Raw genomic sequence first — 26,069 nt, forward strand, 5'->3', positions numbered from 1 at the left:
GGGTCGATCCACACCCTTCGCCAGAATCTGCTACCTGAATCCTCAAGACTCGACTCGCCACTGCTAGCTGACGTCAGCGGGATACCGAGCTAGCATGTCCCATTCCGTCAGAGCTGCTGGTCCAATGCCGTTACGTGCCCCAACCCAAACTGCTCAGCGTTATCTGGTAGTGGCGTTATTGCTACTACTGGCCAGCGGTTTTCTGGCCACCTCGCTGGTCAGCTATTACGCCTCGCTTGATTCGATTCGCAGCAGCATCGTGGACACCGAACTGCCGCTGACGTCCGACAACGTCTATTCGGAAATTCAGAAAGACCTGGTCCGGCCCATTCTTATCTTGTCGATGATGAGCCGCGACACCTTCATGCGCGACTGGGTGCTTGAGGGCGAGCAGAATCCGGAACAGCTCACGCGCTACCTCGCCGAAGTACAGGCCCACTACGGCGCGTTCACCAGCTTCTTCATCTCGGAGAAAACCCATCGCTATTACCAGGCCAAAGGCCTGCTGAAAACCGTGCGCGAGGACGAGCCGCGCGACGTCTGGTATTTCCGTGTGCGCGACATGCACGCGCCGTATGAAATCAATGTGGATGTGGACATGGCTAACGAGGACCGGCTGACCATCTTCATCAACTACAAAGTGACCGACTTCAACGGCAACTTCATCGGCGCCACGGGTGTGGGGCTGACCGTGGACGCAGTGGTCAAGCTGATCGACACCTACCAGCAGCGCTACGGTCGCTCGGTGTACTTCGTTGATACCCAAGGCAACATCGTACTCACGGGGGCCTCGGGCGGGCCGCTCGGCGCCAGGGTCGGCCAGTCGCTCAATGACGTGCCTGGGCTCGACGAACTGAAGAAAAATCTGCCCAAGCCCCAAAGCGGAAACTTCAAGTATCGGGAACACGGCCGCGACCACTTCCTGAATGTGCGTTATATCCCGGAGCTGAACTGGTATCTGTTTGTCGACAAGCATGAAGACGACGCCTTGGCCGGCGTGCGCAAAACCCTGTACCTGAACTTGCTGATTTGCGCAGTGGTGACCGGATTGGTGTTGCTGCTGGTGAACCTGGCGCTGCGCCGTTATCAGGCACGCATCGTGGCGCTCGCCACCACCGACACCCTGACCCGACTGCCCAACCGCCGAGGCTTCGACATTCTCGCCAATCAGGCTTTACAAGAGGCGGTGCGCGAACAGAAGCCGCTCGCCACGCTGATGATCGACCTCGACAACTTCAAAACCCTTAACGACACCCACGGCCATCTGGCCGGCGATGACGTGCTGCGGGGTTTCGCCGCCAACCTGCGCGGTTGCTTGCGTCAGGCCGATATCATCTGCCGCTGGGGCGGTGAAGAATTCATCGTATTGCTCAAAGACACCAACCCCGCCGCGGCGCAGCTGATTGCCGAAAAGGTGCGCCTTCTGGCCGAGCAAAGCCGCTATGCCGTCGGCGATCAGGTGCTGCAAGTAAACACCAGTATCGGCCTCACCGAGCTGGCGCCAGGCGACACCTTGCACACCCTGCTCAGCCGAGCCGACCGCGCGCTGTACCGCGCCAAACAATCAGGCCGCAACCGCGTGTGCATCGAGCCCGGCCATGCCAGCTGACACCGAGCGCTGCCCGCTGTGTGGGCAGGCGAACCAGTGCGCGGTGGGCAGTGATGATTGCTGGTGCTTCAGCGCCGAAATATCGGCCGAGGCGTTGGCGCGGTTGAGTGATGAGCAGATTGATAAAAGCTGCTTATGCCCGCGCTGCGCAAAAAGGACCGAACCGGCCCAACCAGACGTCCCGATGCGGTTACGACCGCATCGCGGCTAAAGCCGCTCCCACGCAACCCTTTTCCGCGTGAGCACCGAATGCGCCTAGATCGTTTTCTTTCCAACCTTCCCGCCGCCACCCGCTTCGATGCGCGGGCGCAGCTGGCTGCCGGGCGGGTAAAGGTGGACGGTGTGGTAACGCGCGATGGCCTGCTGGATATCCGCGAATTCAATCGCGTGGAGCTGGATGGGCAGTTACTGCAAACGGGCAAACCGGCGCTGTATTTCATGCTGCACAAACCCGCCGGCTACGTGAGCGCCACCGAACATGAGGAGCACCCCACCGTGCTCGACCTGTTGCCCGACGCCGCCGAGCACGACCTGCACCTGGCCGGGCGCCTGGACCTGACCACCACCGGTTTGCTGCTGCTGACCAACGATGGTCAATGGTCGCGTCGGGTAACCCAACCGACCAGCAAACAGCCAAAGGTTTACTACGTAGAGACCGAGCAGGCGATCACCGACAACTACCACGCCGTGTTCGCCGAGGGCCTGTACTTCGCCTACGAAAACCTCACCACCCTGCCCGCTCAGCTCGAGATTCTTAGCTCGCACAGTGCTCGGCTGACGCTGTATGAGGGGCGTTATCACCAGGTGAAACGCATGTTCGGCCACTTCCAAAACAAAGTGCTGCGCCTACACCGCGAAAGCGTGGGGGCGCTGGTGCTTGATGCGGCGCTAGCGCCGGGCGAATACCGGGCGCTGAGTGCGGATGAGATTGCGGCTTTTTCAGGGAAGAAGAGCCGCTGCCATGTCGAATCGCGGCTGACTGTAGGAGAGGCTTTAGCCTCGATTCCTGCAAGGGAATGACGATGAACCTAAGCAAAACCTCCGTCATTCCCGCGAAGGCGGGAATCCAGAGTCTCGAAAAGGAATACCGATCCACAGGCGCTCATCGGACCACCAAACCACTCCAACCAACCGCCCTAACCTAACCCCTCCACCCAAGCAGCCAAAAAATTTCGGGACTAAAGTCGCTACTACTCGCTCAAAACCCATGCAGTCGTTCTGGAGGGCCGTGATGAAGGCGCTGAAGTTGCTCGTGGGTTCGCTCGTTGTCATTTCGCTTACCGGCGCCGTTACCCCGCCGGCCACCTTGGCCCCGTTGCCGTCCGCGCAAGACCTGCGCCAGCAGCTGCAAGATCTCAAGCCGGGCCAGTTTCTCTGGTACCCGCAGGTATCACCGCAAGGCCCGGTGACGGTAGTGGTCAGCCTCACCGAACAACGCGCCTACGTGTACAGAAACGGCATCGCCATCGGCGTCAGCACGGTCAGCAGCGGCAAGAAAGGCCGCGAAACGCCAACCGGTGTATTCAGCATTTTGCAGAAAAGCGTCGAGCATAAATCCGACCTCTACAACGACGCGCCCATGCCGTATATGCAGCGCCTGACGTGGGACGGCGTGGCGTTGCACGCAGGCCATTTGCCGGGCTATCCGGCCTCCCACGGCTGCGTGCGCCTGCCCATGGAGTTCGCCAAAAAGCTGTTCGAAACCACCGGTTTCAGCTCCACCACCGTGATTGTTTCCGACGCCCACAGCGCGCCGGTCGAGGTGTATCACCCCGGCTTGCTGGCGCCGACCGTGAGCGCCGGCAAACCGGTGGCGACCGCCGTGTTGAGTGGCGACACGTTCTGGAATGACCCTGGCGTCAGCGCCGGGCCGCTGTCGGTATTGATCAGCCGCGCGGACCTGCGCGCTTATGTATTCCGCGGCGGCCAATTGGTGGGCAGCGCGCCGGTGTTGTCGCTAGACAGTAACGAGCAACACCGTGGCATGGCGGTTTTCTCGCTGCTGGAAAAACCCTCCACCAACGAACTGCTACCGCCACAGCCGCTGCATTGGTCGGCTGTGCAAGTGACCAATCCGGAATACGGCAACTCTCCGCGCGACCAACTGGGCTCGCTCAGCGTCGACCCGCAGTTCCTCAAAAACCTGCACGCCGCCATGGACATCGGCAGCACGCTGGTGATCACCGATTTGGCCTCCACCTCGCAAACGCGCAACAACGGCAACTTCACCGTGATCACCACCGAAGCCGAAAAAGCCCGTAACCGCTGGTCAAAAAATGATCGGAAGGCTTCGATCATTTGTGCACAATGCGCCCGCACTCGAACTCAAACAGGGCCATTTGATTGTTCACTCGACTTCTTTGGGGACGCGCTATTCAGCGCTGCGCGGGCGTTATCGGCCTGCTCGCACTCACCAGCGGTTTCGCTGCCCAGGCGCAAACCTTGCCCAGCGCCACCGACCTCCAGCGACTCGCGCCCAGCGCCAGCCTGAGCGCGCTAAAGCTCGCGCTCACCGCCTACCAGTGCGCCAGCCAGACCGACCCGGACAAACTGCTGACCGTCATCGACTACTCCAAACCCTCACGCGACAAGCGCCTATGGGTGTTCGACCTGAAGCATAAAAAGCTGCTGTTCGAGGAATGGGTCGCCCACGGCAAAAACAGCGGCGCCGACTTGGCCACCTCGTTTTCCAACGTGCCCAACAGCTACCAAAGCTCTATCGGCCTGTACCAAACCGGCGTCACCTACAGCGGCAAACACGGCCGCTCGTTGCGCCTGGTCGGCCTGGAACCGGGCTTCAACGACAACAGCCAATCGCGCGCCATCGTCATGCATGCCGCTGCCTACGCCGACCCGAAAGTGGTGCCCGGTCTGGGCCGTCTCGGTCGCAGCCAGGGCTGCCCCGCCGTGCGCCCAGCCATTGCCGGCAAACTGATCGACACCCTGAAAACCGGCAGCTACGTATTCGCCTACTACCCGCAGAAAAAATGGCTCGACACCTCGCGCTACCTCGGCGCGCAAAGCTGCCCCAGCACCGGCGAAACCCTGGCCGTCGTACAAAAGTGAATGCGCGTGACCGGCAGGCGAAACCGGTCACTCATCGGACAGCCCGTGCCACAGCCGTTTAATTTCCAAAAAAGCCCCGCCGTGCGCTTGCAGTGGTAAACGGTGGCTGCTTAAATCGAGTCACAAGGTCAGAGCGTGACTTATCAGTCACCACGACCATCTAAGCACGTCCCCGGTTACTGACGCCCTGCGTCAATTGGATTCCTGCCTGGTTCACCCCGCCTTCTCGCACGCGCTCCCCGCGCCGTGCAGCAGCTGTGTTGTTCGATCCTAACCGCTTTAAAAACAATAACTTACTTATTTTCATGGCTGACATTCAGTTGTCATGTCCAGGCGTTTTGCTGTCTGCCCAACACGGCTCTTTTTAGCGGCTACCCCGCTTACCGGAGCACCACCTTGCGCCAAGGAGGAAAACGACATGAGGCCAGAAACCGCCGTCGTTCATGCAAACAGCCACAACGTACACACCGAGTACTACGCCAACCCGGCGGCGCGTAAAACCGTCATCCTGGTTAATGGCTCGTTGGCCACCACCGCCTCGTTCGCGCACACGCTCAAATACCTGACGCCGCAATTCAACGTCGTCTGCTACGACCAGCCCTACGCCGGCCAATCGAAAGCGCACAACGCCCACGCGCACCCCATCAGCAAAGAAGACGAAGCCGAAATTCTGCTCGAGCTGATCGAACACTTCCACGCCGACTACGTGTCGTCCTTCTCCTGGGGCGGCGTGGCCGCGCTGCTGGCCCTGGCGCAGCGGCCCAAACGTATCGAGAAAGCAGTGATCAACTCCTTCTCGCCGCTGCTGAACGAGCCGATGCTCGACTACCTCGAAAAAGGCCTGTTCTACCTGCACACCATGGACCGCGAGAACATGGGGCACCTGGTCAACGAAACCATCGGCAAACACCTGCCCTCGCTGTTCAAACGCTACAACCACCGGCACATCAGCAACCTGCACGACCACGAATACCGGCAGATGTACGCGCACATCCACAAAGTGCTGCACCTGGACACGCATTGCCAAATGGCCTGCCTGCACAGCATCGACACGCCGCTGCTATTCATCAACGGCGAGCGCGACGAATACACCACCGCCGCCGATGCGCGCCTGTTCGGCAATCACCTCAACGACTGCCAATTCACCACCGTGACCAACGCCGGTCATTTCCTCGACATGGAACACAAAGGCGCCTGGCAACAAACCCAAACCGCCATGCTCGGCTTCCTGCAAACCGGCCAACAACGCCGCGTCCCGACGTACGAGGTCACGACCGCCATCGCCGTGTAACCCACGTAGGAAAAGCCCGCCCACCGCGAAAAACATCGCCCTGTTTATCGCGGCGGGCTTCATTTCCTAGGCGGCTTCTGGTACAAAGTCCCCCGCAAAAGCGGGTGTCGTATAATGGCATTACTCCAGCTTCCCAAGCTGATAACGAGGGTTCGATTCCCTTCACCCGCTCCAGATAATTAGAAGGCCCGTAGAGCAATTGCTTACGGGCCTTTTTTGGTTACAGCTTTGATTGTGCCGAATTTAGTCGCCGCTTCGCTTCGAAGCAGAGTGAGATGATAATCTCGGTTAACCCGTCAATAAATGGAATTAACAGATGCTTACCGCAGAGATACTGAACGCTCAACGCCTAGTCCGAACTGACGCTTACCAAATGTCGATTGGTGAAATCGTCAGCATGTATGACGAGCGGGAGATCATCATCGATCCAGACTTTCAGCGGCTCTTCCGATGGGACATCGGGCAAAAGTCAAAGCTGATCGAATCATTGTTGCTCGGAATACCCCTCCCATCTATCTTCGTATTTGAGAGAGATGATGGAGCGTGGGAGCTTATAGATGGCCTACAGCGAATGTCGTCGATCCTTGAGTTCATGGGACGCTTACGCCACCCAGATCATGGGCTTCAACCCCCATCGGTACTAGAAGCCACTAAATATTTGCCCTCACTACATAATGTAGTTTGGGAGACTTCAGAGCTGATCGACCTTCCGGAAACAGACCAAAGGCCGCTCGATAAAACGCAACAGCTCGCGATTCGCCGAGCTCGCCTGAGTGTCGAAATTTTGAAACGTCCCAGCGACGACCAGACCAAGTACGACTTGTTTCAACGGCTGAATGCCGGCGGCACTCAAGCAAACGCACAAGAACTCCGAAACTGCATAATGTTGATGATCAACGGTGACTACTTCCGTTCGGTGAAAACTGCAGCGGACGAGCCAGCTTTTAGGAACGTGATTTCTGTCAACGATGAACAGGTCGAAAAACAGAGACACATGGAAATGGCAGTGCGGTTTTTGGTTCATACGCATGTACCGTACGATGGACGCTTGGACGTCGAGGAGTATATCGACGAAGGGATCGTTAACCTTTCACTTAGCGGCAATCCAGCAAGCGCTGCGTCGATCATCAGCCAGACATTTCAAATTCTCAGCGACGTTGCGGGAAGTGATGCGCTTCGGCGCTTTCAGAATGGAACACACGGCGGGAAAATCGGACTGGTTGGCCTCGAAGGGATAGCGGTAGGCGTCGCTAAAAATCTGTCCGCCATCCTTGCTCTTGGCCCAGATGGCTCCAAACAGTTCGTCAGACGGAAAATGGAGGCTTTTGGACACAACCCGAAACCGCGGCGTTCACTTCGCCGGGCCTACGCGGCACAGTCCGTATCCAACGCACCGTGCCATTTGGAGAGGTTTGGTTCCGCCCATGAGCAAACCTTATTCCGAGGCGAACTTCTCCGAGCAAATAACAGAGGACCGTAACTGGCGTATTAAAGAAATCTCTGACTTAAAAACGGCAATCAGACGCGGTGACGCGGGTTTAAGAACAGTGCTTCTAAGAGCTTTGATTACAATCTGTTATGCCCACTGGGAAGGCTACGTCAAGTTTTCTGCAAAGAAGTACCTAGAGCATGTCGCGTTGCGAAAATTCCAATACGTCGAGCTTAATAAGCAATTCTTCACGAACTATTTCCTACCGCGGCTGGCCTCCCTTTCCACATCGAAAACTAATATGGAAGAACGAAGTGCCTTAATTGATCAGATTTTAAACTCTGCGGATCATCGCTTCAGCCGCGTAAATGAAGACTTAATCAATACAAAAGCCAACCTGAATTTTGAGGTTTTCTCAGACATTTGTTTAGTCTGCGGTTTATCGCCTAAGTGGTTTGCCGAAAAATCGACCTTCATAGATGTAGTACTTCTTAAGCGTAGGAATGCTATTGCCCATGGTGAAAATACTTTGGTGGCGTTGGACGATCTGGATGAGATTAGCAAATGACTCCATAGGGCTGATGAGAGCATTCGGCGACGCGTTGGAAAACCATGTGATGCTTCAAACCTACAGAGCCAATTGACCCCAGCAGAGAGCGAAGAAGTAATTAGGCACCTTGTATCCGCCGTTCAATTAATAAGCCTGAGGTTTCCCAACTGCAAATCGCCCTTCCCTATGACAGGCCGGGGCAAGCTACTCGCCACCGGACCGGGTTGGTTTTAGCGTTTAACATAATCGTCAACAAAGGGGCAGATTTATTAAACGGCTCTAGTTTAGAGTCGCTTAACAAATACGGTCTTTTTGTTTCCGCTTCACCCGCTCTAGTATTCGAAATACAAAAAAGCACCGCTGATGCGGGGCTTTTTGTTTCTCGCGTTTCCGACTTCGACCGAGCCATTCGGCTACTCGGTTTGAGTGCTGCCCTTTTCACTCGCTTTCGCGATGTTGAACTCACAGCCATTCACGCCCCAAGCGAAAATGAGTTTCGCCGCTAGCGCCGCGCAAACGAGGAAAGCGACAACGTTCGCAACGGGAATCAGCAAAACGGAAATTTTTTCGAAATCGATAAGGAATATGGCGAGCGGCAGGTTTACGAAGAGCAGCGGAATAATGCTCAACAACAGCGTCAATCCGAAAAACTTCAAAGCAAACTTCAGTGCAAACCCAAAGCTAGCCTCGGGTCGCTTGATAGCTGATGTACTTTCCATGTCTGACATCCCTGACAAAACCATGTAAACACCCGCGGATTATATGCGCTAGATCCTCGAATTTGCTTCACACCAACCGCTTCTCCTTAGAAGGCCGATACCCGTAATACGAGCTGTAACACCGGCTGGAAATGACTCCCCGTCACAAACCCACACGCCAGCGCCACCTCGGCAGCCGACAGCTTGGTGTGTTGCAACAGCCGCCGCGCTTCGGTGATGCGCAGTTCAAGGTAGTAGCGCTGTGGCGTGGTGCCGAGTTGCTCGCGGAACAGGCGTTCGACTTGGCGGCGGGAGCGGCCGACGTAGTCGGCGAGTTGGTCGAGTTCGAGCAGTTCTTCCAGGTTGGCTTCCATTAGCTGCACCACTTCGCGGGTGGGGTCGCTGATTTTCAGTAGGGATTTGGGGTTGACCCGACGATAGCGGGAGGCTTCGAAGGCGAGGATGTCTTCGATGCCGTCGACCAACGCGCGGGTGTGCAGTTGTTTGATCCATTCAAGAATCAGCGTTGGCGCGCCCGAGGCGGATGAGGCAGTTAGGCGGTCGCGGTCGATGACGTAGGGCTCGCTGGTGACTTCGGCTCGTTTCGCGACTTCGGCCAGGGCGGAGCGGTGTTCGGGGTGAATGGCGCAGCGGTAGCCGTTGAGCAAGCCGGCGTTGCCGAGAAACCAGGCGCCGTTCCATAGGCCGCCGAGGGGAATGTTCAGGGCGGCGGCGTCTTTTAATAGGCGGTTCAAGTCGGCGCTGGCGTGCAAGGCGGTGCGGTAGCCGCCGCAGACCACCAGCAGGTCGAGGGCGCTCAGGCTGGCGTGGTTGAAGATGGCGTCTGGGCGACCGACGAGGCCCAGGTCGCTGATGACTTATTGCCGTCGAGGCTGAAATGGCGCACGGCGAAGAGGCCGCTTTGCAGCAGGTTGGCGGTCACCAGGCTATCCAGGGCTTGGGTGAAGGCCGGCAGGGAGAAGTGTTCGAGTAGCAGAAACCCGACGCGCGTTTGCTTGCTCGCGGGCGTTTTCTCGTCGTCGAGGTAACGGTAGTTTTGTTTTTCATCACGTCACTGAAGGTTCGACGTTGCATGCCAGGTGCCTCGTTGGTCGTGCCTTTGCCTATGGTCGCCCAGTCGCGGCGGCGCCCATTCCTACAAACGACATGCGGGCAGCTCTGTTGCGCACAGCTGGCATAATCGGCGGCAACTCATAGCGGGAATAGATAAATGACCACTGAGAGCTACGACCAGATCGCGCTGTTTGCGGTGGTGGCGCAGGAGCGCAGTTTTACCCGTGCGGCGGCCAAGTTGGGTATGTCGCAGCCGGCGCTGAGTCGGGCCATGCGCCAGTTGGAAGAGCGCTTGGGCGTGCGCTTGTTGGCGCGCACCACGCGCAGTGTGTCGCCCACTGAAGCGGGTGAGCATTTGTTGCAGGTGGTGGCGCCACGGTTTGAAGAGATCAATGACGAGCTCGCGCTGCTCAGCGAATTTCGCGACAAGCCGGCCGGCACATTACGCATTACCGCAGGCGAGCATGCGGCCAACACGGTGCTGCAACCGATGCTGGCGAAATTGCTGCCGGACCATCCGGATCTGAACATCGAGATCATCGTCGATTACGGCCTTACCGACATTGTTGCCGAAGGCTACGACGCTGGCGTGCGCATCGGCGAGCAGGTGGCCAAAGACATGGTTGCGGTGCGCATCGGTCCCGATTTTCGCTTTGCGGTTGTTGGCTCACCCGACTATTTCAGCCGCCATGCTCGCCCGAAAGTGCCGCGTGATTTGATGCAGCACAACTGCATCAACATGCGGCTGCCGACCTGCGGCGGCATCTTCCCGTGGGAGTTTTCGAAGAAGGGCCAGGCACTGAAAGTGCGGGTTGAAGGGCAACTGGTGTTTAACACCATCGCCTTGCGGCTGGACGCGGCGCTGCAAGGGTTGGGCCTGACGTTTATGCCCGAAGACATCGTTCGGCCGCATATCGAAGCCGGCCGCCTGGTTCAGGTGCTGGCCGACTGGTGCACGCCCTACTCCGGCTATCACCTTTATTACCCCAGCCGCCGCCAGGCCTCGCCCGCGTTTACCCTGCTGCGCGAGGCCCTGCGTTATTCGGCGTAACGCCTAGCGCGTTGCCGCCAAGGCATCGCGCGCACGTTGCGCCGCGTCGGCGTCGTGGTGGTCGGCCAACACCTGCGCCACCTGTTGCAGCTGCGCAACGGTCAAGCCAACCCGCACGCTCGCTGCCATATGCGCGCGCAGTTGCAACTCGGCCCCAGGCGTGGCGGCGAGTGCGCCGACGGTTGCCAGCTCACGGCTTTGCCAGTCGAGGTTGTCGCGCTCGAACAGATCGCCGAACAAATGCGTTTGCAGGAACTGATTGATCGCCGGGGCGAAATCGAACAGCGGACCCTGCACGGGCGCGCCGGCAATGTGTGTCTGGTTTGCCGTACCGGCGGCGAGCAAGGCATTGCCGGTGGGCGCTGCTCGACTCGGTTCACGGCCAGGAACGTCGGTGATGCCCCGCTGCTTGCGGGCATCGAGCACTTTCATCAGTTGCCCCAGGGCGTTGAGGCTGCGCGGGAAGCCGCTGTAGGCGTAGAGCTGCACCAGAATTTCCTTGGCTTCGCTGACGGTCAGGCCAGCATCCAGGCCTTGGTTCAGTGCAGCGTCGAGTGCGGGCATATCGCTCGCCGCCACGGCCGCCGCCATTAGCGGAATGGCTTGCTGTTTAGCCGACAGCGTTTGCGAGGTGGCTGCAGGTGTTGCCTCGGGTCGAGCGCGTGGGCTTGGCCGGCTTGGTATTGCTCGTCCGAGACCTTTTCCATCCAGTCCACCGCTTTGCCATCCACCGTGCCGGTGAGTGCCAGATGGGTCATGGGCGAGGAAGACGCTGCGCCGTGCCAATGCTTGACGCCGGGCGGACACACCACCACATCGCCTGGATGAATCTGCTGAACCGGCTTGCCCCATTCCTGGTAAGGCCAATGCCTGACGTCACCACCAAGCGTTGCCCAGCCGGATGGGTATGCCAGGCCGAGCGCGAGCCCGGCTCGAAAGTGACGTAGGCGCCGGAAACTTCAATGTCGTTGTCGGCTGCAAACAAGGGCTCGACGCGCACGGGACCGGTAAAGAAGTCATCCGGGCCTTTGACGGCGGCCTGCTCACCGGCCCGGCTGATGTGCTGCGCGGCGCTAATCTCGCCCGCGCCTGCTGCTGTTTCTACAGAACGGGCTGGCCACGCACACGGCGAGGCCTAAAAGGGTTCTGTTCATCAGGCGATGCTCCACGGGTAAGCGAGCAGCCACGGTAGCGCGCGAGAGTTATTCAATAAATCGCACCCAGAACAATGCAGTCATAACTCATGCACATAAATACGCCCTGAGGCCTCGCAGAATTAGTGAACCCCAGCCACGCGACAAACCTAACTGTGTATAAGCTGCGCACCCTAAATGCCCTTTATCGCCAGGCCTCGCTATGACCCACCCACGAATCGGTTTCGCCTGCCAATACAAACACCCCGACCGCGAGTTGTCGGCGGCGGCATTGAAGCTGGTGGAAACGCCATACAACCCACGCACCACCACCTTGCGCTGGATGGAAAGCGTAGAGCCGCACGTGGCGCGGGAAAAATTGCTGGAGGTGGTGCTGCATAACCTGGCCGCGCAGCTGCGCTTGCTGGCGTACGTGGCCGAGCTGCCGCTGCCGCTGCGCATGCTGCGGTTGAGCAGCGATTTGCTGCCGTTTTATAGCCACCCGAAAGTGCATGGCTTTTATCAGGATCCGGCCATCGCGCAGCAACTGGTCGATGGCTTTGCCGCCATTGGCACGGCGGCGCGCGCGGCGAATATTCGTTTGTCGTTTCACCCCGGCCAGTACTGCGTGCTGGGTTCGGAGAACCCCGGTGTGGTTGAAAACAGCGTGGCGGAATTCGAATACCACGCCGACATGATTCGAATGATGGGCTACGGTCAGCGCTTCCAAGACCTCAAGTGCAACGTCCATATCGCCGGGCGCCTGGGCGTTGAGGGCACGCGCGCAGTGTGGGCGCGGCTGTCTGAGTGGCGCGCAATTGCATCACCTTTGAAAACGATGAAAAAGACCTATGGGCTGGATGACTGCCTGAAAATGGCCGACCTGGCGCCCGTGGTGTTGGACATCCACCACTGCTGGATTCACGAGAACGAGTACATCGCCCCGGACGACCCCAGGGTGCAACGCGTGGTCGAAAGCTGGCGCGGGCTGCGCCCTACCATGCACTACTCGCAGCCGCCGGAAAGCTTGCAGGCCCTCGGGTTCGGTGCCGAGCAGAAACTGGAAATGGCGGAGCTGCTGAAGGTAGTGTCCAAGCGCGACCTGTATGCCCACAGCGACATGATGTGGAACCGCTGGACCAACGATTACGCCCTGCAGTTTCTCGACCCGCTTCGACATCATGCTCGAAGCCAAAAACAAGAACCTGGCATCGCTGGCGTTTTATGATTACAGCCAGACCTCCAGAGGTTGAGCGCTTACTCCCGATTCACACCCCAACTACACGTTAAAACTCATGCTTACAATCCGCCCCTCTCACGCTCGCGATAGCGAGCGCGTTGTCGACATCTGGTGCAACGCTGTCGATGCCACTCACCATTTTTTGACCCCTGCCGACCGCATCGCCATCGAAGCCGACGTGCGCGCATTTCTGCCCGCAGCGCCGCTGTTGTTGGCGGTGGATCAGTCCGACCGTGCGCTGGGTTTTATGCTGCTTGATGGCAGCCACATGGAGGCCTTGTTTATCGACCCGGCCCATCGTGGTCAGGGCGTGGGTCGGCTGTTGGTTGAGCATGGACTGACCCTGTGCGGGTCGATGAGCACGGACGTCAACGAGCAGAACGAGCAAGCGGTCGGTTTCTATCAACGCCTGGGTTTCACGGTGTTCGGCCGCTCGCCGCTGGATGGTCAGGGACGTGCTTATCCGCTGCTGCACCTGCAGTATTCGCATGCCGGGAATTAGAGTCTTGCCAAGGAAGCGGCAGCGCCAGCTGCGACACGGTCACATTTTTTCAAAGCACGGATGATTGGCATTGAACGTTCTGGCACTTCCAATCTCTACCGATGGCTCGTGACGCGCCTGGCCGCCTCTGCGTTTGATCAAGGTTAACGACTAGGAATACGCGCTCAAACCGGCAACAATGCGCGCCTCATACAACTACGTTGCACGCGCATCTTTCGAAGCTGGTTGAGATCAGCAGAGGGCTTAGGTTTGGATCAGTTAAAACGCCTCAAAAGTGGAATCGCCGGCCTGGATACGCTGTTGAAGGGCGGCTTTGTTGCGGGCGCGTCGTACATTATTCAAGGGCGGCCAGGGTCGGGCAAAACGATCCTGGCAAACCAACTTGGCTTTAATCACGTGAACAATGGCGGCCGCGTACTGTTCGCCACCCTGCTCGCAGAGCCGCATGACCGGCTGTTTCATTTCTTGTCGACCCTGAGCTTTTTCGACAAGACACAGATCGGCGAAAACATTCAATTTGTCAGCGCTTTCGACACCCTGGAAAACGAAGGGTTGGAAGAAGTGGTGAAGCTGTTGCGCCGTGAGATCAGTCGGCAGAAAGCCACCGTCATGATTCTCGACGGACTGCTTAACGCTCGCTCGCGCGCGGAATCGCCCATCGACACGAAAAAGTTTATTTCCGAACTCCAAGGGCACGCCGCATTTGCCGGCTGCACCGTTTTGTTTTTGACCAGTTCCCAGTTGGAAGACGGCAGCCCGGAACACACCATGGTTGATGGCGTAATTGAGATCGGCGAAGAAAGCCATCGGGCCGCGAACCGTACGCCGCATCAAACTGCGAAAAACGCGAGGCAGCGGCGCGCTACCGGGTGTGCATGAATTCGAAATTACCGACGACGGCCTCATTGTGTACCCGCGCTTTGAAAGCTTTTCAATCGTCCCTCGCGCCCCGACAGCGATTACCTGGTGCGCGTCAGCAGCGGCATCGAGTCGCTCGACGAGTTTATCGGCGGCGGTCTGGCAGGCTCTTCCGTGACCCTGGTGGCCGGCCCTGCGGGCGCTGGCAAAACTTCCATTGGCATCGAGTTCATTGGCGAGTGCACGGAGCAGGAACCTGGCCTGTACTTCGGCTTCTACGAGTCGCCACAGCGCCTGCGCCTTAAAGCTGCGGCTTTGGGTCATGATTTCAAAGCCATGGAAGCCAGTGGCGCACTCCATGTGATGTGGAACTCGACCACTGCCGGCCTGATCGATCGCTTGGGTTACGCCTTGCTCGATACCGTCGAGAAGCACGGCATCAAGCGCGTATTCATCGACAGCCTGGGCGGCATGGCGCGCGTATCGGCCGACCGTTCACGGGTGCAAGATTTCTATTCGGCCTTAATGGCTGAACTTCGCTCCCGCGGCGTGACCGTGCTGGCCACCTGGGAAATCCAGAGTTTGCTCGGCAGCCAGATCGACGCCCCGGCGCCCGACCTCTCAAGCATCGTCGACAACCTGCTCCTCGTCGGTTTGAGCAAAATGGTTCTGAACTTCAGCGCCAACTATCGATTCTGAAAATAAGAGATAGCGCTTATGACCCGTCGTTGATGGAAGTCGTCATCGGAACTCCTGGTATATCAGTGAAGAAGGTCTGAAGCATGCGCTGGGCGACACAATCAACGACGGGGACAACGACGTTCCTGCCTGTTTTCCAAGTGCTCTGCAAAGCAGCAGGGGCGCTATGAAGACGGTGTTGATTCTCGACGACGAATATTTGATCGCGGACATTTTGAGCTACGCGCTCGAAGACGAGGGCATCCTCACCGTGACAGCAGGTCGTGGTCAGAAAGCCCTGGAAATTCTCGACCGCGAACGCCCGGATTGATCATCACCGACTTTATGATGCCGGGCATGACCGGCATCGAATTCGCAGAAGCGGTGCGCAAACGGGAAACCCACGCGAACACGCCCATGATTTTAATGAGCGGTGCGCAGGCTCATCTAGGCGTGGGTCGACCGGACCTGTTTATCGACGTGCTGGAAAAGCCCTTCGACATTCTGAAGGTGATCGACAAGGTCAAAGCTGTGCTCAAGATGCCCGTCTGAGTCGTTTCGCCTGCAAGCAAAGCCCCTCTCCCGCCCCTTCGGGCACCCCTCTCCCGCTTGGGGGGGGGGGACTGTTTAAATCTGTGTAAGCCTCCAGTACATCGCCCGCCATGCGCTCCACTATGGGCGCGGCGGCGCGGGACCATTGAATACGGTGTAAGGCAGAAACAGCGTGTCGGCGACCAGGCACAACGGAATGTCGATAACCACCAGCGGAATAAACGCGGCCAGCGGCCCGGCGTTGCCATCGGTCAGCCCCCTTCAAATACTCAATTTCAGTGGCCGTTCCACAATAGGGATGGGCGCCGCATGCGCGTTCTCATTGAATGTTTCGCTCACGGTGGCGCAGCCGGGTGCTGCTGCGATGACAGCCGCTATTGCTAAATGGCGCAGGCGCCAAAACACGCATTTCATGGAAAAGCCCTCAAGCCAGAACTGAAACCGCCCGACCGTACAGAGAACGGTAAGCTAGCTCGCCTCAATGCACGCCTTATTATTTCCTTCTCCGCACCGACAGTTTCCACACCCGCTGTACCGTCTGGCTTGAACAAATTTCGGCCATCCAACTTGAGAGGCGACGCACATGAGCAAGGCATCATTCGACGTTAGGGACATGCCCATCATTGAAGTGGACCCTGTCAAAACCAAGCCCTGCAGCCCCTGGCGGTACCTGAACAGCCCGAAAATGGTAGCGGCGTATCTCGCTGAAAAACGGAGACTCGCTGCAGAAGACGAATGCGACAAGATGCAAGCCTCGCTCAGCTTACCTACCCCTTCATCGCGGTGAGCGCCACGCTCCGCATCAGCCAAAACGCCACGGCAAACGCCGTGCTCCAGCACCAGCGTCACGCCAAAAACCACCTTCGCCACCTTCGACCACCTGCGCTGCACGGCATGAAAATGCGCGTAGCTGGCCCAGCGTTTATGCCGCCACGCCAAAGGTGCGGCCGCGTGCGGTGATGTACAGCCACACGCCGACGCCCAGCAGCGTGGCCAAGGTATTGAGCGCGGTGTACCGCTGCACCATAAACGGCGCCATAAAGGCCAGAAAGCTCAGCGCGCCAAACCACACGCCGTTGCTTAACGCCCATACGCCACCGAACACAAACGCGCCCCAGCTGCCGCCTCGCGCTTGCGGCGGCACGGTTCGCATGGGGTTGCCGGAGGTGTTCGCAATGTCAGGGAGTTCGAGGGTTTCGCTCATGCTTTTTTACTGCTTCGCGCGCTGGTGAAACTCGGCGAGGTCTTGCTCGGCGCGTTCGAGCAGGTAGTCGTCGTCTGCCGTTTTAGCTAGTTCTACGCGTTGCTGGAAATAGGCCAGGGCCTGGGCGTTGTCGCCCTGTTCATGGGCCAGTACGCCGAGTTGAAACAGCCCATCGAGCTCGATATCGAGCTTGTCGTGTTGGCGCGACAGGCTCACCACGCGCTGTAGGTACGCCTCGCTCTGCGCCAGGTCTTTTAGCTCGTACGCGTTTTGCGCCAGGTTGGTGAGCATGCCGGTGAGCTCGGCTTCGTCGGCACCGAACGTGGCTTCAGCATCGGCCAACAGTTGCTGGTTATAGGCCAGCGCAGCAGCGTACTCGCCATGAATGTGCAGCCAGTAACCCAGCTCCTGACGTAAGCCGAACTGCTGACGCACGTCCAGGCTGCGGTCTTGGGGAATCAGGGCAATGGCGGCGCGAAGGTGTTCGATCACTTCTTCGGTCAGCTCCAGCTCGGCAGCGCCCATGGACAAACTGTAATGCAGCGCCAGCACCTCGTCGGGCGGCAGCACGGGGTTGCGCTGCTGAATCGCCAACGCTTGCAGGCCGAAGCTGCGCTGCTCTTGCCACTCATCGCGCTTGCCCTGTAGCAGCGCCAGCGAGGCATAGAGCTCAGCGAGCTCGGCGGAATTTTCGCCCTGGGCTTTGGCTAGCGGAATGAGTGCGGTGAGGTCGGCATGCATTTGCGAACCGCTGAAAACGCCCTCGGGGTCGAGCAAGGTGGCGCGCAGCGGCGTAAAGCGTTCAGCGAAGGTGCTATTTGGCAAGGTAACGACCACAGGGGTCGGGGTGGCGTCTTGCATGGGGAAGGTCCTTTTCGGTTTTCTGCTTTAGGCGCTTCCGGCACCTTTGGCGGCAGCGAACGCAGCCACCATGCGGGCAATCAGTGCTCGCTCAGGCTCGGACAAAGCCCTGAACGCATCTACCAATTGGAGCTCGACGTCATCCAAGCCGTTAACCGCGGCCAAGGTTCGAGTTCCGGTTACTACGTACAGCACATCCAAACCTTGCTCAGCGAGCGCGGCCATATATCTGAGGTCAGGGCTACGGTCATTTTTCTCGTAAGCGCCCTGGTGTTACGCGATTCACCCGCCTATGTCGGCGAAGTCTTCTTGGTTAGCGCCAAGCCGCGTTCGCTCTTCACGGAGGCGATCACCTGCACTTTTGACGCAGGAAACTTCAGAAGCACTGTTTTTCAAGCTAAACATCCTTTACATGCACAATTAATAGTGCAAAATCATCTTACATGACCACGTTTAGTCATGCCAACGCACTATGCCCGGCGCTTCAACTGCCGGGCAAGGTAGTGGCTGTTCGGCAGCGAGAAATGAGATTTAACGCGCCGAGCCTTTCCAGAAATCCTTAGAGAGAACGGAATCCATGAGCACTTCGACAACCAACGTAACCACCCAAACCCACTTCTCCCCCACCGAAGGCCGACCGCTGTTTTCGGTGAACCCCGGCATTCCGGTTGAAGACGCGCTTGAACAGGCAGCTGTCATGCTGGACTGCATCGAACATTTGGTGGTGTGCGACGCCACTACCAAGAGCGGATCGGCGCGCAACAGTTTGCAGTACCTGAGCGAAATGGCCCGGGCGGTGGTGCATGCCTGTAAGAAGGACTGCTCGCTGGCCTGAAGGGCGCAACTGAACAAGCGGGCCGGCATGCGCTGGCCCGCTTTTTTGCGCGTGCGTTTTAGTCACTAATGAAGTCGCGAATAGCTTTGGTGGTGGGGCCCGGCGCTTCTTCCATCAGCCAGTGGCCGGCGCCGGGTATCACCAATTCGGTCACCTGGTCGGCCGCGTTTCGCATGACGATGGCTTCATTGGCGCCGAACGATTTCTCCCCGCCGATGGCCAGCACCGGCATGGGCAGGCGCGTGCGTTGCTGGCTTTGTTGTCGACAGCGTCCTGGCGAATCGACTGGAACTGGGCGAAGGCGGCGTGCATGGCGCCCGGGCGTGCGTAGAGGTTGGCGTAGTGCTGGCGGGTGGCTTCGTCGACTTTTTTCGGGTCGCCAGCGAACTCGTTCCAGAAGCGGTCGAGGTAAATACGCTCGCGGCCGGCGACCAAGCGCTCGGCGTCGGGGCCGCCGAAGTCGAAGTGCCAGAGCATCGGCGAGCGGACAATTTCATCCCACGGCGCAATGCCGGGCACGGGCGCATCCATCGCTACCAGGCGGTCGGTTTGTTGCGGATAACGGGCGGCGTAGGCGTAAGCGACCATGGTGCCAATGTCGTGGCCGACGATCACGGCGTGGTCAATTTTCAGCGCTGTCAGTACGCCACGAATATCGCCCGCCTGAGTCTTCTTGTCGTAGCCGCCAGCCGGAACCGAAGTGCGTCGAACACCTCGGCTTTCAACCAGACCAAGCCGTGCGTGAGCCAGCGTTATTTCAACGCATTTTCCAACGCGCCGGAGCACACCATGACGCCGGCGCCGCCGAACAAACATTCATAGCGCTTTCGGTCGGCGCCCTTACTGGCCAGGCAGTTTTTCAGAGTAATTTCGCCTTTGGCCTGATCCATCGCGTCGACCACTTGGTTGTACTGCGCGGTGGTGAGCGTGCCGGCTTGCTTGCGTTCGCGGGCGATGTCTTTGAGGTTGGGCAAGTCGATGGCGGTCCAGCGCATGGCTTCGCTGCACATTTTTTCATCGGCCGAACTCGTGGACTTGTCGCTACCAGAGGCGCTGCCTTCGCTCGTCGATTCAGCGGGTGCCGGGGGCGGGCCGTCGCTGACGTAGCCTTGGTTGATTTTGACTTCCTGCACGGCTTGGGTGGGCGGCGGTTGGTTGCCGAAGTGCTTCTGGCCGTTGGCGTCGACCCAGGTGTACACCTGAGCCTGAAGCGGCAGCACGCAACCGAGCAGGAGAAAGGGAAGTAGACGGCGACCGAGCATGAATTAAATCCTTTTAATGGCGCAGGGCTGCGCTCGGCGCACTGTAGTCAGCGCGATGCCGGCGTGCCAAGGGCCGCTTGGGTTGGGTCTGCCGGTTTGTGCGATAGGCCACTTTTTTGGCGCCAAAATCGATTAGTGGCCTCTGGTGAACACGGTTACTGAATGCTGAACATCCGCGCGTCATAGATAAAGGCGTGTGTACTGACCACGACAATGTCGAACCGCGCACGGTGGTTGGGGGTAAGCACCAGGTTGTTGGCCAAGGGGTTAACTACCGAGGGAATGATCAAGCCGAACTTGCCGGACCGTTGCAGAAACTCGGTGCCGTAGGCGCGGCTCGGTACATCGGCAGGTAGGCGGTCCCCAGCCTGGCGGCAGGTCGCTGAGGGCCGGCTGAATGTAAAGACTGGCGTCGTCGGGCAGCGCTAACTCCACCATCACCAGCGGCATCTGCGGTGGGCCGCTTTGGTGAACGAAGGTTTCCAATACGCAGGTGGACGAATCCAGGGCCAGGTATATGGCCGGCACGTCTTGCTCGTTCCAGCGCCCGCCTTCCTTGGCGGCGCCCATGCCGTCGAGGTTGTGCGCCCATTTCGCGGTGCACAGTCGCCATGCCCGCATCAGACCACGCCACCGTATTCAATCGCGCGCAATACCCGACGCACCTGGGCGGCGCTGATGTCGTTGTCGCACAACGACAGCGGTGCCTGTCCGCCCAGAGCGACGTTTGCGCGCTTCATCCAGGCGGTGGCTTTGGCTTCGTCTTCGAACACCTCGATTGCCAGCGCCGTAATGGCGGCGATGCGCAACACGCGCTCGGTGGTGGACGGGTCGAGCAAGGCGTTGTCGCGGCTCTTGCGAGTGAGGGTGGACTCGGAGACCAGCAGCACCTTCGATAACTCGCCCACCGAGATATCAAACGTTTGCCCCAGGCTGCGAGCCAGATTCGCGCTCAGCCCGTGGCGAATGACGCCCACCTGAACCTCATCGCTCATGGTTTGCAGGCGGCGGGTGATGGCGGGAAAGTCATTGGGCTCATCCGGCCAGACGATGCCCGCCGGCACATTCCAGATGGCGACCGGCGCGGCGTGGTGGTAATAGGCCGGCATTTCGGCAACAGCGATGGGTTTTTCAGCGGCTTCGGAGTGTTTTGCCGGGGCAGTTGCAGGTTTTTTACGGGAAGCCATGGGGCCACTCCTTCAGTCATTTGACTGACGCAGATAATGCAAATGACTGTACACCCGACAGCGCAGCATGCCCAGCTGAACATCCGGTAGGACGCTTGCCGCAAAACCGAGCTTTCACATCGAGCCGCCCTCCCCGTTACTATCGCCGGCCTACCCTGTTAGCCGCGAGTATCGCTATGAGTGCCAGTATCGCCCCGGTGGAATTGTCCAAAGCCTATCGCCTGCTCAACCACGGCCCCACCGTGCTGGTGTCGGCGCGCCATGCCGGCGTGACCAACGTAATGGCCGCCGCCTGGGCCTGCGCCTTGGACTTTTCGCCGCCCAAGCTCACGGTAGTCATCGACAAAGCCACGCGCACCCGCGCCTTGGTGGAAGGCAGCGGCGAGTTTGTGATTCAAGTGCCCACCGCCGCCCAAGCCCAGCTCACCCACACGGTGGGCAACCACAGCCTGGCCGACGACGCCGACAAGCTCGCCCATGCCGGCGTGCAATTAATGGAGTTTGCGGGATACGACTTGCCGTTCGTGGCGGGTTGCTCCGCCTGGCTGGCCTGCCGGCGAATTCCCGAGCCGCACAACGAGCAGACCTATGACTTGTTTATTGCCGAGGTGGTAGGCGCCTGGGCTGACACTCGCGCCTTTGCCAATGGCCATTGGCAGTTCGAACACGCCGACCCCGAACTGCGCAGCCTGCACTATGTGGCAGGCGGGCAGTTTTATCTGACGGGGGATTCGCGGGTGGTGAAGGTCGACTGATCAGGCAGGTAGGAAAACGGCGATGTCGATTTCGTCGATCTGTTCCGCCTGCAAGTAGCGTTTGGCGTAGCGCTGCGGCATGCCCCTGCGCAGGAACAGGGCGAACAGGTCGGCATCGATATGCCCCTTGTCGCGCAGGTTGGCCAAGATGCGCACCGATTCGGACAAGGTCTTGGCTTTCTTGTACGGGCGGTCGGAGGCAGTCAGCGCTTCGAACACGTCGGCAATGGCCATGATGCGCGCCGGAATCGACAGTTTGTCTTTGTCCAATTGACGCGGATATCCGGTGCCCATCAGCGTTTCGTGGTGGGTGCCGGCGTATTCGGTACGCGCTTGAGGTTGGCGGGCAGCGGCAGGTTTTCCAGCATCATGATGGTCTGGATGATGTGTTCGTTGATCTTGTAGCGCTCTTCGGCCGTCAACGTGCCGCGGCTGACACTCAGGTTGTAGAGCTCGCCGTAGTTGTACAGGTGCTCGGGCACCGTGACCTTGAAGCCGTATTTGGGGTCGTACTCGCGACTCGCCAGGCGCGGGAAGATGTGCTGTGGCTTGTCGGCCAGCAGCGCTTCCTGCGCCGGCAATTCCACCACTGCAAGGTGTTCGACGCGGTGCAATTCACCTTCGGACAACCCCAGTCGATCATCGAAGTGGCGCAGCCAGAGCCGCTTGCCAATCTGATTCAAGCGCTCGATGCGCTCAGGCTCCATCAGCTCGCTGCCAATGTTGCATTCAGCCACGTAGGCGAAGTCGTCTTGCAACTGCGCCATGGCGCGCTGGTAGTCGGCACGCGCGACGTCTTCGTCAACGCCATCGCGAATGGCTTCCAGGCAGGCGATATGGGCGTCGCGCAGCAGCACTTCAAACCGCATGCGTACTTCGTGGATGCGGTTGTAGATGGTTTCCAGTTTGGTGGCTTTGTCGACCACGTGTTCGGGCGTGGTGATCTTGCCGCAATCGTGCAGCCAGGCGCCGATGCGGAATTCGCGCCATTCGTCTGCCGAGTTGAAGCTGAAATCGGCCAATGGCCCTTCGCTGACCTTGCAGGCTTCTTCGGCCAGCATCAGCGCCAGCTCCGGCACGCGTTCGCAGTGGGCGCCGGTGTAGGCGCTTTTGGCGTCGATGGCGCCGGCGAGAATTTCGATCATGGCGTCGATCAGCGCTTTCTGCGCGTCGATTAAGTTGTGGTTGTCCAGGGCGATGGCCGCTTGGGAAGCCAAGGCGCCGACAAACGAGAGCACTTGCGGCGAGAACGCCACCACTTCGCCGGTGAGCGGGTCGAGCGCGTTCATAAAGTTCGCAGCACGCCAATCACTTCGCCCTGACGCGGCGCCAACGGCACGCTGAGCATCGACACGGTGTGGTAGCCCGACTCGGCATCGAAATGGCGAGTACCGCTGAGGTCGAACCGGGTTTCGGCATACACGTCGTCGATCACCACGGCCTTGTTGTGCAACGCGGTGTAGGTGGACACATGACGCTCGTTGGGCAGGCCGCTAACCGGGTCGTGCAGCACGATTTCGCTGGCCGGCAGGTCGTCGTCCATCGAGCGCAACGCAAAGCGCAGGGTGTCGTTCTCGGTTTTCAGGTACATGGTCGCGGCTTGGGCGTTACAGATGAGTTTGCCCTGCATCAGGATGTGCTTGAGCAGCGCATCGCGGTCGCGCTCGGAGGACAGCAGCAAACCGTTTTCCACCAGGCTGGCGAGCTTGGCTTGGGTTTCCTGCAAGGTTTGGGTTTGCAGCTGCAACGCGGCCTTCATGCTCGAATGGTTGCGGTTGAGGCTGTCGACCTCATGGAACATCGAGGCTTTGGGCTGCTCGCCCGAGAAGTCCAGATTGCGGATCAGGCGCGTGTCTTCGGCCAGGCGTTCGATGGTGCGGTTGATGCTGTCCATGCCGTTGAGCGCCAGCGGCAAGGTGCACAAAAGCACCAGCACCGACAGGCACAGCACAGTGGTCGGCGCGAGGCCAAAAGTCAGTGCCAGAATCGGCAGCAACTGCAGAAGAAAAACGCGGTTAGAACAACCTGACCAGTTCTTAAATCTGAACTGATAAATCCTGTTGTCATACTGCAACCCGTTATTAAAATTTCCTTTTTGCCGTAATACTGGCAAATCACGTTGATCGCAGCTTTTATAAGTAGCGACAATACGGCGTCACACGTTTCGCACCGTTTTACCCAGCTTGCTCAGAGGGTGTTGAGCCCAAGAATTCGGGTCATCAAGGGAGACTAGTATGTTTGTGCCAGAAAAAACCAGCCTATGGTTATGCGGTTTGCTTGCGCCACTGTTTTTTTCGTCATGGCTGCATGCCGCCGACGAGCCGTCGACGCAACCTGTCGCTAGCAAAGCCATTGGGTATGTAATGAAAACCGAGGGCGAAGCGGCCGTCATTGTCGACGGTAAGCCGCAGCCCGCCAAGGTCGGAATGCCAGTTTTGTCGGCAGCTCGATCAAAACCGGCGCCAACGGCTCGTTGGGCGTGACGCTGGAAGACAACACGCTGATGTCGTTCGGTCCGAACAGCCAGCTGAGCTTCGATGCGTTCCAGTACGAGCCCAGTGAGCAAGACCTCAAGCTCAGCGCGAAGATCACCCACGGCACGCTCAATTACATTTCGGGTGTGATCGCCAAGCTCAAACCCGAAGCCGTGGAGATCAACACCCCCACCGGCACCATCGGCGTGCGCGGCACCCATTTTCTGGTGAAGGTGGACTGAGCCTGTTCATGCCTGGGTATCTGATTCGCGGCCTAGCCGTTCTGTTGTTGGCCCTGTGCGCCACGGGCTGTGCCACGTCGAAGTCTTATGTGGTGTTGATGGAAAGCCCCGACGGCACCACCGGCGCCATCGTCGTGCAAACGGCCAACGGCAGCACCCGTGTCGATAAAAAGCTCAACGCCGTGGCGCTCGATGGCAAAACCGTCAACACCTTTGCCGTCGAGCCGCCACGCGTGCAGCTAGATTTCTCCGCCGCACTCGGCGCGCAACCGGCACTGCCGGTGACCTTCCGTCTGTACTTTGATTCCGGCGCGGCCAACCTCACCAAAGAGTCGAAAGGCGAATTCCAGAGCGTGCTCAGCACCTTGCGCGAGCGCAGGCCCTCGGCGGTGTCGGTGATCGGCCATACCGACACCGAAGGCGAGAGCAAGTGGAATGAGCAAATTGGCCTGAAGCGCGCCACGGCCATTGCCGAGGTGTTCCAGAAGGAACGCATCGAGGTGATCGAGTTGGTGGTCACGTCCCACGGCGAAAGCAATTTGCTGATCAAAACGCCGGACGACACCCCGAACCTCGCAATCGGCGCGTGGAAATAATCGTCCGCTAGCTCACTTGCGGTTCATGGCAAACGCATCGCCCTGCTCTCCCGCCAGCAACCGCTGCCGGTGAAACTGCACCAAGCCATCGTTCGGGCGCTGCTCATGCAGCGCTGCAGATACCGCCAACGCGCCGGCATCGCCGGCCATCAGCAGCTTGTAGGCGGCGTCATACGCCTCGTCCGCCGTGCTTAACGGCTCGAATACCTCCACCGCCGCCGACTTACCCTTGAGCTGCACCTTGCCCACCGCGCGCATCGGCACCTGCGGATTGCTACGTGCAATGGCGGCCGACACACACACCCGCGTGCCGAGGTGCTGGTTGAGGCTTTCCAGGCGCGAGGTGAGTGTTCACCGGGTCGCCCAGGGCGCGGTAGTCGAAAATGGTTGAGCCACCGAAATTGCCCACCACCACTTCCCCGCTGTGCACGCCGATACGGGTTTGGCCGAAGGCGGTGCCGCACGCTTGCAGCGCTGCGAGACATAACCTTGCGCAAAGCGGTCGATTTCCAGCGCGCAGTTCAGCGCGCGCTGGGCATGGTCGGCTTGTGGCAGCGGCGCCGAAAAACATAATGGCCACGGCATCGCCAACAATGCGGTCGAGCGTGCCGTCGTGGCGAAAGGCGATGCCGATCACTTCTTCCAGGTAATCGTTGAGCAGGCTGACCACGGCTTCAGGGCTTTGCCGCTCCATCATTTCGGTAAAACCGGTGAGGTAGTCGGTGAACACAAAACTGCACACCTGGCGCTTGCCACCAAGCGTCCAGTTGGCCGAGGTTATCCACCAGAGTGTTATGACCAGGTTGGGCGACACGTAACGCGAAAACGCCTCGCGCACCCAGCGCATGTTCCCGCTCACTGGCGACGTGGTGACTGATGCTCGCCACGCTGTAAATCAGCTGCCAAACCGATGCCAGGGAGT

29 protein-coding genes, 1 tRNA gene and 6 pseudogenes are annotated in these 26,069 nt (G+C 59.1%); 21 read left to right on the forward strand and 15 right to left on the reverse strand.

The window, feature by feature from the left end; translation table 11 throughout:
• Positions 1-124 precede the first annotated feature (124 nt).
• The 9 genes and pseudogenes from ACZZZP_RS15855 (at position 125) to ACZZZP_RS15895 (ending at position 7,963) form a co-directional block, all read left to right on the forward strand.
• On the forward strand, positions 125-1,609 hold the full coding sequence (locus ACZZZP_RS15855; protein WP_463383409.1) for a sensor domain-containing diguanylate cyclase: 1,485 nt from the start codon (positions 125-127) through the stop codon (positions 1,607-1,609).
• Positions 1,599-1,820, forward strand: coding sequence for a cysteine-rich CWC family protein (locus ACZZZP_RS15860; RefSeq protein WP_463383410.1), 222 nt, complete (start codon positions 1,599-1,601; stop codon positions 1,818-1,820). The genes ACZZZP_RS15855 and ACZZZP_RS15860 overlap by 11 nt, the downstream gene beginning before the upstream one ends.
• Positions 1,821-1,858: 38 nt before the next feature.
• Complete coding sequence (locus tag ACZZZP_RS15865; RefSeq protein WP_463383411.1) at positions 1,859-2,629, forward strand: pseudouridine synthase; 771 nt, start codon at positions 1,859-1,861, stop codon at positions 2,627-2,629.
• Positions 2,630-2,840: 211 nt separating this feature from the next.
• Positions 2,841-3,889 (forward strand): annotated as a pseudogene (locus tag ACZZZP_RS15870) (L,D-transpeptidase).
• A gap of 93 nt (positions 3,890-3,982) precedes the next feature.
• Entirely contained in the window at positions 3,983-4,675 is a 693-nt protein-coding gene (locus ACZZZP_RS15875) for a murein L,D-transpeptidase catalytic domain family protein (protein WP_463384730.1), read from the forward strand.
• A 418-nt stretch (positions 4,676-5,093) separates the two neighbouring features.
• Positions 5,094-5,966 (forward strand): alpha/beta fold hydrolase, encoded by an 873-nt coding sequence (locus tag ACZZZP_RS15880; protein ID WP_463383412.1) that lies wholly within the window; start codon positions 5,094-5,096, stop codon positions 5,964-5,966.
• 100 nt (positions 5,967-6,066) lie between these two features.
• Positions 6,067-6,140 (forward strand) — tRNA-Gly (locus ACZZZP_RS15885).
• Positions 6,141-6,282: 142 nt separating this feature from the next.
• A complete protein-coding gene (locus tag ACZZZP_RS15890; protein WP_463536684.1) occupies positions 6,283-7,446 on the forward strand; it encodes a GmrSD restriction endonuclease domain-containing protein in 1,164 nt (387 codons plus the stop codon).
• Complete coding sequence (locus ACZZZP_RS15895; protein WP_463536685.1) at positions 7,391-7,963, forward strand: MAE_28990/MAE_18760 family HEPN-like nuclease; 573 nt, start codon at positions 7,391-7,393, stop codon at positions 7,961-7,963. Before ACZZZP_RS15890 ends, ACZZZP_RS15895 begins: the two co-directional genes overlap by 56 nt.
• A gap of 395 nt (positions 7,964-8,358) precedes the next feature.
• Here the strand turns inward: ACZZZP_RS15895 and ACZZZP_RS15900 are convergent, their stop codons facing one another.
• Together ACZZZP_RS15900 and ACZZZP_RS15905 are read right to left on the reverse strand one after the other, a co-directional pair.
• Positions 8,359-8,664 (reverse strand): hypothetical protein, encoded by a 306-nt coding sequence (locus tag ACZZZP_RS15900; protein WP_463383415.1) that lies wholly within the window; start codon positions 8,662-8,664, stop codon positions 8,359-8,361.
• Positions 8,665-8,731: 67 nt separating this feature from the next.
• Positions 8,732-9,738: pseudogene (locus ACZZZP_RS15905) on the reverse strand (GlxA family transcriptional regulator).
• A 136-nt stretch (positions 9,739-9,874) separates the two neighbouring features.
• Between ACZZZP_RS15905 and ACZZZP_RS15910 the strand changes: the two are divergent.
• Positions 9,875-10,768 (forward strand): LysR family transcriptional regulator, encoded by an 894-nt coding sequence (locus ACZZZP_RS15910; RefSeq protein ID WP_463536686.1) that lies wholly within the window; start codon positions 9,875-9,877, stop codon positions 10,766-10,768.
• Between the two features lie 3 nt (positions 10,769-10,771).
• Here ACZZZP_RS15910 and ACZZZP_RS15915 read toward each other — a convergent pair.
• A pseudogene (locus tag ACZZZP_RS15915) lies at positions 10,772-11,922 on the reverse strand ((R)-mandelonitrile lyase).
• A gap of 202 nt (positions 11,923-12,124) precedes the next feature.
• Here ACZZZP_RS15915 and ACZZZP_RS15920 point away from each other — a divergent pair.
• From ACZZZP_RS15920 to ACZZZP_RS15940, 5 genes and pseudogenes are all read left to right on the forward strand, one after another.
• On the forward strand, positions 12,125-13,129 hold the full coding sequence (locus ACZZZP_RS15920; protein ID WP_463536687.1) for a UV damage endonuclease UvsE: 1,005 nt from the start codon (positions 12,125-12,127) through the stop codon (positions 13,127-13,129).
• 67 nt (positions 13,130-13,196) lie between these two features.
• Positions 13,197-13,643 (forward strand): acetyltransferase, encoded by a 447-nt coding sequence (locus tag ACZZZP_RS15925; protein ID WP_463383420.1) that lies wholly within the window; start codon positions 13,197-13,199, stop codon positions 13,641-13,643.
• Between the two features lie 249 nt (positions 13,644-13,892).
• Positions 13,893-15,280 (forward strand): annotated as a pseudogene (locus tag ACZZZP_RS15930) (ATPase domain-containing protein).
• Positions 15,281-15,366: 86 nt separating this feature from the next.
• Positions 15,367-15,510, forward strand: a complete 144-nt coding sequence (locus ACZZZP_RS15935) for a hypothetical protein (RefSeq protein WP_463536688.1) — start codon at positions 15,367-15,369, stop codon at positions 15,508-15,510.
• Positions 15,507-15,731: a response regulator gene (locus ACZZZP_RS15940; protein ID WP_463536689.1), complete on the forward strand. Its 225-nt coding sequence runs from the start codon at positions 15,507-15,509 to the stop codon at positions 15,729-15,731. The genes ACZZZP_RS15935 and ACZZZP_RS15940 overlap by 4 nt, the downstream gene beginning before the upstream one ends.
• 120 nt (positions 15,732-15,851) lie before the next feature.
• Here the strand turns inward: ACZZZP_RS15940 and ACZZZP_RS15945 are convergent, their stop codons facing one another.
• On the reverse strand, positions 15,852-15,941 hold the full coding sequence (locus tag ACZZZP_RS15945) for a YceK/YidQ family lipoprotein (protein WP_463536690.1): 90 nt from the start codon (positions 15,939-15,941) through the stop codon (positions 15,852-15,854).
• Between ACZZZP_RS15945 and ACZZZP_RS15950 the strand changes: the two genes are divergently transcribed.
• On the forward strand, positions 15,928-16,170 hold the full coding sequence (locus ACZZZP_RS15950; RefSeq protein ID WP_463537000.1) for a hypothetical protein: 243 nt from the start codon (positions 15,928-15,930) through the stop codon (positions 16,168-16,170). The genes ACZZZP_RS15945 and ACZZZP_RS15950 overlap by 14 nt on opposite strands.
• A gap of 483 nt (positions 16,171-16,653) precedes the next feature.
• Here the strand turns inward: ACZZZP_RS15950 and ACZZZP_RS15955 are convergent, their stop codons facing one another.
• On the reverse strand, positions 16,654-16,935 hold the full coding sequence (locus tag ACZZZP_RS15955) for a hypothetical protein (RefSeq protein WP_463536691.1): 282 nt from the start codon (positions 16,933-16,935) through the stop codon (positions 16,654-16,656).
• Between the two features lie 6 nt (positions 16,936-16,941).
• Positions 16,942-17,796 (reverse strand): tetratricopeptide repeat protein, encoded by an 855-nt coding sequence (locus ACZZZP_RS15960; RefSeq protein WP_463383425.1) that lies wholly within the window; start codon positions 17,794-17,796, stop codon positions 16,942-16,944.
• On the opposite strand from ACZZZP_RS15960, the gene ACZZZP_RS15965 reads away from it, so the two are divergent.
• Both ACZZZP_RS15965 and ACZZZP_RS15970 read left to right on the forward strand, forming a co-directional pair.
• Entirely contained in the window at positions 17,791-18,243 is a 453-nt protein-coding gene (locus ACZZZP_RS15965; protein ID WP_463536692.1) for a hypothetical protein, read from the forward strand. The two genes, ACZZZP_RS15960 and ACZZZP_RS15965, sit on opposite strands and share 6 nt — an antisense overlap.
• A 130-nt stretch (positions 18,244-18,373) precedes the next feature.
• The gene (locus ACZZZP_RS15970; protein ID WP_463383427.1) at positions 18,374-18,631 is read left to right on the forward strand and encodes a DUF3077 domain-containing protein; all 258 of its coding nucleotides are present in this window, start codon (positions 18,374-18,376) and stop codon (positions 18,629-18,631) included.
• A gap of 58 nt (positions 18,632-18,689) precedes the next feature.
• Here ACZZZP_RS15970 and ACZZZP_RS15975 read toward each other — a convergent pair.
• The 5 genes and pseudogenes from ACZZZP_RS15975 to parS all read right to left on the reverse strand — a co-directional run.
• Positions 18,690-19,330: pseudogene (locus tag ACZZZP_RS15975) on the reverse strand (alpha/beta fold hydrolase); the annotation flags it as partial.
• 53 nt (positions 19,331-19,383) lie between these two features.
• Positions 19,384-19,893 carry a DUF4124 domain-containing protein gene (locus ACZZZP_RS15980; RefSeq protein WP_463536693.1) on the reverse strand — a complete coding sequence of 170 codons (510 nt, stop codon included), beginning with the start codon at positions 19,891-19,893 and terminating at the stop codon, positions 19,384-19,386.
• A 155-nt stretch (positions 19,894-20,048) separates the two neighbouring features.
• Positions 20,049-20,183, reverse strand: a complete 135-nt coding sequence (locus tag ACZZZP_RS15985) for a hypothetical protein (protein ID WP_463536694.1) — start codon at positions 20,181-20,183, stop codon at positions 20,049-20,051.
• Positions 20,161-20,514, reverse strand: a complete 354-nt coding sequence (locus tag ACZZZP_RS15990) for an RES family NAD+ phosphorylase (protein ID WP_463536695.1) — start codon at positions 20,512-20,514, stop codon at positions 20,161-20,163. The genes ACZZZP_RS15985 and ACZZZP_RS15990 overlap by 23 nt, the downstream gene beginning before the upstream one ends.
• Positions 20,514-21,080: a type II RES/Xre toxin-antitoxin system antitoxin gene (parS, locus tag ACZZZP_RS15995; RefSeq protein ID WP_463536696.1), complete on the reverse strand. Its 567-nt coding sequence runs from the start codon at positions 21,078-21,080 to the stop codon at positions 20,514-20,516. Before parS ends, ACZZZP_RS15990 begins: the two co-directional genes overlap by 1 nt.
• Positions 21,081-21,256: 176 nt before the next feature.
• On the opposite strand from parS, the gene ACZZZP_RS16000 reads away from it, so the two are divergent.
• A complete protein-coding gene (locus ACZZZP_RS16000) occupies positions 21,257-21,835 on the forward strand; it encodes a flavin reductase family protein (protein WP_122493796.1) in 579 nt (192 codons plus the stop codon).
• On the opposite strand, the pseudogene ACZZZP_RS16005 reads toward ACZZZP_RS16000, so the two are convergent.
• Together ACZZZP_RS16005 and ACZZZP_RS16010 are read right to left on the reverse strand one after the other, a co-directional pair.
• Positions 21,836-23,124: pseudogene (locus tag ACZZZP_RS16005) on the reverse strand (HD-GYP domain-containing protein). It lies immediately after the preceding gene.
• On the reverse strand, positions 23,121-23,831 hold the full coding sequence (locus ACZZZP_RS16010) for a GAF domain-containing protein (protein WP_463536697.1): 711 nt from the start codon (positions 23,829-23,831) through the stop codon (positions 23,121-23,123). The pseudogene ACZZZP_RS16005 and the gene ACZZZP_RS16010 overlap by 4 nt, the downstream one beginning before the upstream one ends.
• A 483-nt stretch (positions 23,832-24,314) precedes the next feature.
• Here ACZZZP_RS16010 and ACZZZP_RS16015 point away from each other — a divergent pair, with 483 nt between their 5' ends.
• Both ACZZZP_RS16015 and ACZZZP_RS16020 read left to right on the forward strand, forming a co-directional pair.
• Positions 24,315-24,551 carry a FecR domain-containing protein gene (locus tag ACZZZP_RS16015; protein WP_463536698.1) on the forward strand — a complete coding sequence of 79 codons (237 nt, stop codon included), beginning with the start codon at positions 24,315-24,317 and terminating at the stop codon, positions 24,549-24,551.
• Between the two features lie 8 nt (positions 24,552-24,559).
• The gene (locus ACZZZP_RS16020; protein ID WP_463536699.1) at positions 24,560-25,147 is read left to right on the forward strand and encodes an OmpA family protein; all 588 of its coding nucleotides are present in this window, start codon (positions 24,560-24,562) and stop codon (positions 25,145-25,147) included.
• Positions 25,148-25,159: 12 nt separating this feature from the next.
• On the opposite strand, the gene ACZZZP_RS16025 is transcribed toward ACZZZP_RS16020, so the two are convergent.
• Complete coding sequence (locus ACZZZP_RS16025; protein WP_463536700.1) at positions 25,160-25,444, reverse strand: hypothetical protein; 285 nt, start codon at positions 25,442-25,444, stop codon at positions 25,160-25,162.
• Positions 25,422-25,994, reverse strand: coding sequence for an adenylate/guanylate cyclase domain-containing protein (locus tag ACZZZP_RS16030; RefSeq protein ID WP_463536701.1), 573 nt, complete (start codon positions 25,992-25,994; stop codon positions 25,422-25,424). Before ACZZZP_RS16030 ends, ACZZZP_RS16025 begins: the two co-directional genes overlap by 23 nt.
• Positions 25,995-26,069: the final 75 nt, after the last annotated feature.

The organism is Pseudomonas sp. AC211 (assembly GCF_979258055.1).

Excerpts from the sequence above, each read along its gene's own strand:
- ACZZZP_RS15855 (WP_463383409.1), top strand. The coding sequence starts at position 125 with ATGCCGTTACGTGCCCCAACCCAAACTGCTCAGCGTTATCTGGTAGTG.
- ACZZZP_RS15860 (WP_463383410.1), top strand. The coding sequence starts at position 1,599 with ATGCCAGCTGACACCGAGCGCTGCCCGCTGTGTGGGCAGGCGAACCAG.
- ACZZZP_RS15865 (WP_463383411.1), top strand. The coding sequence starts at position 1,859 with ATGCGCCTAGATCGTTTTCTTTCCAACCTTCCCGCCGCCACCCGCTTC.
- ACZZZP_RS15880 (WP_463383412.1), top strand. The coding sequence starts at position 5,094 with ATGAGGCCAGAAACCGCCGTCGTTCATGCAAACAGCCACAACGTACAC.
- ACZZZP_RS15890 (WP_463536684.1), top strand. The coding sequence starts at position 6,283 with ATGCTTACCGCAGAGATACTGAACGCTCAACGCCTAGTCCGAACTGAC.
- ACZZZP_RS15895 (WP_463536685.1), top strand. The coding sequence starts at position 7,391 with ATGAGCAAACCTTATTCCGAGGCGAACTTCTCCGAGCAAATAACAGAG.
- ACZZZP_RS15900 (WP_463383415.1), bottom strand. The coding sequence starts at position 8,664 with ATGGAAAGTACATCAGCTATCAAGCGACCCGAGGCTAGCTTTGGGTTT.
- ACZZZP_RS15910 (WP_463536686.1), top strand. The coding sequence starts at position 9,875 with ATGACCACTGAGAGCTACGACCAGATCGCGCTGTTTGCGGTGGTGGCG.
- ACZZZP_RS15920 (WP_463536687.1), top strand. The coding sequence starts at position 12,125 with ATGACCCACCCACGAATCGGTTTCGCCTGCCAATACAAACACCCCGAC.
- ACZZZP_RS15925 (WP_463383420.1), top strand. The coding sequence starts at position 13,197 with ATGCTTACAATCCGCCCCTCTCACGCTCGCGATAGCGAGCGCGTTGTC.
- ACZZZP_RS15935 (WP_463536688.1), top strand. The coding sequence starts at position 15,367 with ATGAAGACGGTGTTGATTCTCGACGACGAATATTTGATCGCGGACATT.
- ACZZZP_RS15950 (WP_463537000.1), top strand. The coding sequence starts at position 15,928 with ATGTCGATAACCACCAGCGGAATAAACGCGGCCAGCGGCCCGGCGTTG.
- ACZZZP_RS15955 (WP_463536691.1), bottom strand. The coding sequence starts at position 16,935 with ATGAGCGAAACCCTCGAACTCCCTGACATTGCGAACACCTCCGGCAAC.
- ACZZZP_RS15960 (WP_463383425.1), bottom strand. The coding sequence starts at position 17,796 with ATGCAAGACGCCACCCCGACCCCTGTGGTCGTTACCTTGCCAAATAGC.
- ACZZZP_RS15970 (WP_463383427.1), top strand. The coding sequence starts at position 18,374 with ATGAGCACTTCGACAACCAACGTAACCACCCAAACCCACTTCTCCCCC.
- ACZZZP_RS15980 (WP_463536693.1), bottom strand. The coding sequence starts at position 19,893 with ATGCTCGGTCGCCGTCTACTTCCCTTTCTCCTGCTCGGTTGCGTGCTG.
- ACZZZP_RS15990 (WP_463536695.1), bottom strand. The coding sequence starts at position 20,514 with ATGCGGGCATGGCGACTGTGCACCGCGAAATGGGCGCACAACCTCGAC.
- parS (WP_463536696.1), bottom strand. The coding sequence starts at position 21,080 with ATGGCTTCCCGTAAAAAACCTGCAACTGCCCCGGCAAAACACTCCGAA.
- ACZZZP_RS16000 (WP_122493796.1), top strand. The coding sequence starts at position 21,257 with ATGAGTGCCAGTATCGCCCCGGTGGAATTGTCCAAAGCCTATCGCCTG.
- ACZZZP_RS16020 (WP_463536699.1), top strand. The coding sequence starts at position 24,560 with ATGCCTGGGTATCTGATTCGCGGCCTAGCCGTTCTGTTGTTGGCCCTG.
- ACZZZP_RS16030 (WP_463536701.1), bottom strand. The coding sequence starts at position 25,994 with ATGCGCTGGGTGCGCGAGGCGTTTTCGCGTTACGTGTCGCCCAACCTG.